Genomic DNA, 6,774 nt, shown 5'->3' on the forward strand with positions numbered 1-6,774 from the left:
CGGGACAAATGTGGGGCCAGGATGAGCGCATGACACCAGCTCCGGCCGTTGCGACCTCCGCCTCCGGCTCCCTCGCCACGTCCTCTGCCGCTCCTGTCGTCGTGGCCGGATCGCCGAGCACCGGCGCCGGTCCTGGGGACGTGAGCCGCGTGGATGCGAGCCGCGTGGATGTGAGCTGTGTGGATGTGAGCTGTGTGGACTTGAGCCCTGGGGAGGTGGGCCCTGGGGACGTGAGCTCTGAGGACGTGGGCCGCAGGGATCAGGGCCGCGGGGACGTAGGGCCCCAAATCCCGAAATATCGCCGCATCCTGTCACAAGCGCAGTTGGCGAACTCCATCGGCGACGGCCTCTACCTCGTCACCTCGGCGTTCTACTTCTCCCAGATCATCGGCCTGTCGGCGGCCCAGATCGGCCTTGGGCTCACCCTGGGCTGGGCCGTCGGCCTGGTGGCCGGCGTACCCCTGGGCCACCTCGCCGACCGGCGCGGCCCCCGCGGCGTCGCCGTCCTGCTCGCGCTCACCACCGCCGTGGCGGTCGGCTCGTTCCTGTTCGTCGGCTCGTTCGTGCCGTTCGTCCTCGTGGCCTGCCTGTACGGCACCGCCCAGACCGGTCTGTCGGCCGCCCGCCAGGCCCTGCTCGCCGCCCTGATCGAGCCCGCCGAGCGGACCACCGTACGGGCGACCTTGCAGGCCACGCTCAACGGCGGCCTGGCCGTCGGCGCCGGACTCGGCGGGCTCGCGCTGCACCTCGGAACCCGCGAGGGCTACCTGGCCGCGTTCGCGGTGGACGCCCTCGGCTTCCTCCTCGCCGCCGTCCTGCTCCTCCGGCTGCCTTCCGTACGGACGACCGCCGCCCCCGCCGGCCCCCGCCTCGCGGTGCTCAGGGACCGGCCGTACGCGCTCGTCACGCTGGTCAACGCGGTGATGCTCTTCTACATGCCGCTGCTCAGCCTGGTGGTGCCGCTGTGGATCGCCGGGCGTACCAGTGCGCCCACGTGGGTGGTCGCCGTGCTGCTGCTGATCAACACGGGTGGTGTGCTGCTGTTCCAGGTACGGGTGGCCAAGCGGGTCAAGAGCCTGCGGGACGCCTCGGCGGCGGTGCGGCGGGCAGGGATGACGATGTTCGCGGCGTGTGCGGTGTTCGCGTTGAGCCCGTACTGGTGGGGGTTCCTGCTCGTGGCGACGGCGCTGCTGGTGGCCGGCGAGATGCAGCTCGCCTCGGGCTCGTGGGAGATCGGCTTCGGCCTCGCCCCCGACGACCGGCAGGGCCAGTACCAGGGCTTCTTCGGCAGCGGCGTGGCCGTGGCCAGGATGCTCGGCCCGGTCGTGCTCACGACGGTCGTCCTGGGCGCGGGCACGCTGGGATGGCTCCTGGTCGGCGCCATGTTCGTCCTGGCCGGTGCTTCCATGACCCCGGCCGTCAACCGCGCATCGGTCAATGGGTGTGGTCGTGGGTAGCGGACGGGGCATGCCCATCGGACAGCGTGGCCGTCGCCGTGAAACTCGCCGTCCGCACCTTCCCCTCGTGCTTGAAGTCCAGGAACAGCCGGTAGTCGCCCCGGCTGGGCGCCTCGGCGACGAACGTGATCTCAGGCCCCGCCTCGTCGCTCTCCTCCGGATGCACGTGCAGGTACGCGAGATCGCCGGCACGCAGGGCGACCAGGTGGCCGTACGCGCCCAGGTAGGGCTCCAGGTCGTCGACCGGCTCGCCGTCCTTGCTGACGGTGAGGACGAGCTTGCTCGCCTGGCCGGGAATGATGTTCCCCGCGAGGTTCACGGTGTAGTCGTCGACGGCCGCCGTACGACTGACGTGCGGCAGCGGCTCGGGCCGGTAGTCGCCCGCGGCCTGCAGATCCACGCCAAGCGTGAGCTTCTTGCCTTTGGTGGGGACGAAGTCGGCGAACGCGCGGTACGACCCCGCCTTCGGCACCGAAAGGCCGACCGCCCAGGTGCCGTCGGGGGCCATGCTCGGGTGCACGTGCTGAAAGCTCGTGAGGTCGCGGGAGGCGACGATGAAGTGCATCTTCTTGTCGTGCGCGACCTGGTACGCGGTGACCGGGGTGCCGTCAGGGCCGATCACGGTGAACCTGAACTCCGCCGGGGCGCCGCCGGTCGTGATCGAGGTGATCGGGTTGAGCGTGTAACCGTCCTGGGAAACCTGCAGCCCACCGGGCACCGTACCGGAGTGGGACCCGGCTTCATGTCCAGCATGCTCCCCTACCGTCACACTCGCACTTTGGCGAGGAGCCGGCGGACCGACCATGGCCCCCGCTCCCACAGCACCACCGAACACCACAACCAGCACCAGACCGTACGGACCGAACCTGGCCGCCGCCTTCATGACCGCCCCACCCTGCAGTTCCACGTGAAACCTGGCACCGTACCCCCTGGGGATGAACAGCGAGCCGCCCTCGTCTGGGACCCACATCACCTTCTTCTCGACTTCAGATACGGCGGAAGCACCCGCTACGGACGGGCAGATCCGTACCGACTTCCCGAGCCCTCCTCACCTCCCGCACCCAACCAGCACAAGGGTGGGCCACCGGATACCCCGCCCCCGGCGCCTGCGCATCAAGCTGGGAATTTTGGCATGATCGAGCTGTTGTCCAATCCGTGAACCATGAACCATGGGGCATGGAGAATCTTGACCTGCAACGCTCGAACCATCGTCACTGGGATGTTGTCCAAGATGGGACGGGTAGTGCGGCCCCACCAGGGGCTGAACACCCTCCCTTCGCACATTCCACACATCTGGTCCGTGCGCAACACAGGGAGCCCAGCCATCCCTTGCTAGGCTGCTTGTCAACCGTTGGGTCTCACCCCGGCAGGTGAGGCCGTCGAAGAAGTGGGGTCACACCGTGAAGAAGCTGCTCGTTCTGGCGCTGATCGCCCTTGGGGGGTTGCTGATCTGGCGTAAGGTGCAGGCCGACCGCGCAGAGCTCGATCTCTGGACCGAGGCGACCGGCAGCGAGAACTAACCGACCGGCGAGGCGATGAGTGACGTCGTCCCCATCAAGCTGGTGTGCCTGGACCTGGCAGGCACCACAGTCGGTGACATCGCCATGGTCGAGCGCGCCTTTGCCGAGGCGATCGCGACCCAGGGCATAGTGCCCGGGACCGGAGCGTACGCGCGAGCCATGGTTCACGTGCACCGGTCCCGGGGCTGCCCCAAGATCGATGTCTTCCGTGGGATCTTCCCCGGCAACGAGGCCCAGGCACAGGCCGCGAACCTGACGTTCGAACGCTCCTACGAGGGAGCGCTGGAGCGGGCGGGTCTCGTACCCATGCCCGGAGTCATGGAGGTCCTCGACAAACTCCGTGGCAACGGCATCAAACTGGCCCTGATCACGGGCTTCAGCCGCACCACCCTGAGCCGCATCCTGAGCGTCCTGGGCTGGCACGACAAGATCGACCTGGCCATCTCCCCGGAAGACGCCGGCGGCCGCGGCCGCCCCTGGCCCGACATGGTCCTCCACGCGGTCCTGCGCTCAGGAGTCCCCGACGTCCGCCAGGTGGCCGTCATCGGCGACTCGGAAAGCGACATGCTCTGCGGCAAACGCGCGGGCGCCTCCATCGTGGCGGGGGTGATGACAGGCGTACACAGCAAGGAACGCCTGCTCAAGGGCGGTGCAACCCACATCCTCGACTCGATCGCCGACTTCCCGAATCTGGTCCTGAGCGATGACCTTGGTACGACGCAGGTAGCTTCCTCCGCCCGGTAAGCTATCTTCGTCGAAGGGGCCTTAGCTCAGTTGGCAGAGCGCCTGCTTTGCAAGCAGGAAGTCAGGAGTTCGAATCTCCTAGGCTCCACACGCGTAAGCCCAGGTCAGAGAGTCGCTCTCGGCCTGGGCTTCGTCATGCTAGGACAGTTTGAGGGCCGTACAGCAGCGAAGTACAGCAACGGCGCCTTCTCTGCCCTGAGCCTGGCTGTACAGCTACAGCAGAGGGGCCGGTTGCCTGCGGGGGCTGCTGACGGATTACCGGGGATTTGTAGCAATTCGCACGAATCCCAGTGTCTGGACTGAGAGCCGGCAGGAAAAATAATCGGGTGGCCCTGGCCAATAAGGGTTCAGATGCAGTTAAGCTATTCCAGGCATGAGGAAAGGCTCGGCTGCTGTTGCCACAGCTTCCGAGCCTTCCACGTGAAGTCGAGTCTAGGACTAACTTCGTAGTGTTCAACGCGACTTAGTTAATCATCTTGTAGTAGCGAACTGCAAGTTGGTAGTTCTAGACGCGGCGATTCTCAGTGAAAAACTACGGAGGATCGACAGTGTCTAACAACTTGCGAGGATGTGTAGTCTCTCTAACTCTTCCTGAGAGTTGGGGGGCTCACGTTAAGACGATCGTGATTGCGATCATCATCGTCGTATCGGTAGCGCTAGGCATCGACATCATGCCGTAAGAAGCAGGGTCCGTAAGTGAACCCAGGGCGACTGCTCAACCTTAGGCAGTCGCCCTGCTTACGGAGTGAACTGATCACCAAGGCGTTTGAGCGCCTTGCGCGTCTCCTCTGAGGAGACTTCGCTGTAGATGTTCATGGTCACAGCGATCTGGCTGTGGCGAAGAATCTGCATGGCCACGCGTGGGTGGACATCGAGGGCGACCAGCAAGGACGCGCAGGTCTTACGTGTCGCGTGCACGTGGAGCCGTCGTACTCCTGCCTTGTCACAGGCGTTGGCGAAGCTGCGCCGGAAGTTGGACGGTTCGATCGGTCGTCCGCTGGCGGTGGTGAAGACCAGGCCGGTCTCCTGCCAGTCGTTCCCTGCAGCTTCTCGGGCCGCGTCACATGTCCGTTGGCGGGCGCGGAGTGCTGTGGTGACGACTTCAGGAAAGGGGAGCATCGCGTCGGAGGCGGCGGTCTTAGTGCGGCGGTGCAGCAGCTTGCCGGCGACTCGCTGGAGCTGCCACCCGATAGTCATCTCAGCATGGTCGAGATCGACGTCTTCCCAACGCAGCCCAAGGGCCTCGCCGAGCCGGAGACCCAGGACGAGCACCAGGATGTACGCCGGATACATCGGGTCTTCCCGAGTGCGGGCTGACTCTAGGAAGGTCCTGGCCTCATCCACCGACCAGGGCTTGACCTTGCGCTTCCGAGGGACCGACATCTTGACGTTGGACGCGACGTTGCGCGTAAGGACCTCTTCGCGGACGGCGTTACTCAGGGCAGCCCGCAGGGTCATGTAAGCGTCGTGGACGGTCCACTCCGAGGGCTCGGACTTGCAGCACTTGCCGACCGCGCAGCAGTGCTGGCGGCGCTTTGGGCTGCTGTGGATCTCTGGGCGGGCGGCGTCTTTGCCCTGGTCACAGCATTGGCAGGAGCATCGGATCTTGTTCACCCAGGTCTGGACGTCCCGCACGGTCAGCTTGTCGAGCCGCTTGGAGCCGAGTGCTGGCGTGATGTAGAGCCGGGAGAACATCTCGTAGTTCGCCACCGTCTTGGGCGCGAGGTTAGGTTCCACGACGTTCGTGAGCCAGTACGCCAGGTAGTCCGAGAGCTTCGGCGATTTCGTGACTACCGGTCCCCTGCGAGCCAGCTCGTGGAGCTTGAGCCACTTCTCGTGCGTCTCCTCGCGAGTCTTGCCGTAGGCCCATTTCCGGGTCTTCTTGCCTTCTGGGGTGGTGACCCAGACGTAGCCTGCCCAGCCGTTCTTGTACGGGAAGATCGAGCCTTCGTTGTTGGCCCGGGTTCGCCGGCTCTTGCGAGGGCCGCGCTCGGGCTCGTCCGGGGTTGCCGTGGTGGTCTTGGCGGGCATCAGGCGGCCTCCTCACAGAGTTGGGTGACGTATGCCTCCAGCGAGGAGGCGGGGATGCGGCGGCACCGGGCACCGACGACGATGGACTGGAGTTCGCCGGAGCGGATGAGGTTGTAGAGCGTCCAGCGGCTGACCTTCAGGGCGGCCATGGCTTCTGGGACGGTGAGCAGTTCAGCGGTCATCTGGTCCCCCGAGGTGTGGTGTCCGCCGGCCTGTGATGGCGACGGCGAGAAGCTGTTCGCCGGCGGAGAGCCCTTGTCCGGCGTAGGCCCAATGGGCGACGACCAGGACGGCGTCCTCGTCGAACAGGGGCAGGCGGCCCGTGGTGATCTCCTGGGCGCGCATATGTTCCTCGCGGGCCGCGCGGAGTTCGCCGAGGGTGGTGGAGTAGTGGCGGCTCTTGGTGGAGAAGTGGCCACGGAAGCCGAGCATGTGGGCCCAGTGGGTGAGCCGCAGCTCGGCCAGGCCGGAGTGCTCGCCCAAGCGCATGCAGGCGGCGATCAGGTGTCGAGCGTGCTCGCGGATCGGTAGGGCGTCGAGGTTGTCGAGCGGTTGGATGCGGCGGTCGAGGGTGCCGACGCATTCAGCCGCTTTGGTGGCGTACTTGGCGATGTAGGCGGCGACTGCCTGTTCGGTGAGGTCGCCGTTCATGGTGATGGGGCGGACGTCGAGCTGCGTGCCCCACCGGAAGATGCGGTTGAGCGGTTTCACCTCCGCTGTCACGGCTGCTGCGGCGTGCTGGACGGCTTGGGTCAAGGCATCGGCGGAGGCCCAGGCGGGTGGTGGTGAGTGCGGGCCGTCGGGTCCGTCGAGGCGGATGACGGCGTGGAAGTGGACGACGCCACGGCGCTGGTATTCGGCGACCTTGGCGAAGGCGATGCTGACGTGCTCGCGCAAGGCTTTGACGGTCAAGCCGTTGAGGCGGGCGAAGCGGCGGCGCAGGGCGAGGGTGAAGCGGCGCCAAAGCTCGGGGCTGATGGCGTTGAACAGGACCGAGCCGTCGTAGTCGTAGCAGTCGGGGC

The 6,774-nt window shown here is 66.2% G+C and carries 7 protein-coding genes and 1 tRNA gene; 4 read left to right on the top strand and 4 right to left on the bottom strand.

Annotated elements, in window-relative coordinates:
• The first annotated feature begins 323 nt into the window (after window positions 1-323).
• A complete protein-coding gene (locus ABFX54_RS27230) occupies window positions 324-1,457 on the top strand; it encodes an MFS transporter (protein ID WP_346109287.1) in 1,134 nt (377 codons plus the stop codon).
• Here ABFX54_RS27230 and ABFX54_RS27235 read toward each other — a convergent pair.
• A complete protein-coding gene (locus ABFX54_RS27235) occupies window positions 1,435-2,175 on the bottom strand; it encodes a hypothetical protein (protein WP_346109289.1) in 741 nt (246 codons plus the stop codon). The two genes, ABFX54_RS27230 and ABFX54_RS27235, sit on opposite strands and share 23 nt — an antisense overlap.
• A 682-nt stretch (window positions 2,176-2,857) precedes the next feature.
• Between ABFX54_RS27235 and ABFX54_RS27240 the strand changes: the two genes are divergently transcribed.
• The 3 genes from ABFX54_RS27240 (at window position 2,858) to ABFX54_RS27250 (ending at window position 3,809) form a co-directional block, all read left to right on the top strand.
• Complete coding sequence (locus tag ABFX54_RS27240) at window positions 2,858-2,977, top strand: DLW-39 family protein (RefSeq protein ID WP_020542320.1); 120 nt, start codon at window positions 2,858-2,860, stop codon at window positions 2,975-2,977.
• 15 nt (window positions 2,978-2,992) lie between these two features.
• The gene (locus ABFX54_RS27245; protein ID WP_346109290.1) at window positions 2,993-3,721 is read left to right on the top strand and encodes an HAD-IA family hydrolase; all 729 of its coding nucleotides are present in this window, start codon (window positions 2,993-2,995) and stop codon (window positions 3,719-3,721) included.
• Window positions 3,722-3,736: 15 nt separating this feature from the next.
• Window positions 3,737-3,809, top strand: a tRNA-Ala gene (locus ABFX54_RS27250).
• 650 nt (window positions 3,810-4,459) lie between these two features.
• Here the strand turns inward: ABFX54_RS27250 and ABFX54_RS27255 are convergent.
• The 3 genes from ABFX54_RS27255 to ABFX54_RS27265 form a co-directional block, all read right to left on the bottom strand.
• Window positions 4,460-5,752, bottom strand: a complete 1,293-nt coding sequence (locus ABFX54_RS27255; protein ID WP_346109292.1) for a site-specific integrase — start codon at window positions 5,750-5,752, stop codon at window positions 4,460-4,462.
• Window positions 5,752-5,934, bottom strand: coding sequence for a helix-turn-helix transcriptional regulator (locus tag ABFX54_RS27260; RefSeq protein WP_346109294.1), 183 nt, complete (start codon window positions 5,932-5,934; stop codon window positions 5,752-5,754). The genes ABFX54_RS27255 and ABFX54_RS27260 overlap by 1 nt, the downstream gene beginning before the upstream one ends.
• Window positions 5,924-6,774: replication initiator (locus ABFX54_RS27265; RefSeq protein WP_346109296.1), on the bottom strand; the 851-nt coding region annotated here is incomplete at its 5' end. The genes ABFX54_RS27265 and ABFX54_RS27260, both read right to left, overlap by 11 nt.

This window comes from Nonomuraea maheshkhaliensis (assembly GCF_039529435.1).
Taxonomy (GTDB): Bacteria; Actinomycetota; Actinomycetes; order Streptosporangiales; family Streptosporangiaceae; genus Nonomuraea; species Nonomuraea maheshkhaliensis.

Bases quoted from the DNA above. Each gene is read 5' to 3' on its own strand.
- ABFX54_RS27260 (WP_346109294.1), bottom strand. From the start codon at position 5,934: ATGACCGCTGAACTGCTCACCGTCCCAGAAGCCATGGCCGCCCTGAAG.
- ABFX54_RS27245 (WP_346109290.1), top strand. From the start codon at position 2,993: ATGAGTGACGTCGTCCCCATCAAGCTGGTGTGCCTGGACCTGGCAGGC.
- ABFX54_RS27255 (WP_346109292.1), bottom strand. From the start codon at position 5,752: ATGCCCGCCAAGACCACCACGGCAACCCCGGACGAGCCCGAGCGCGGC.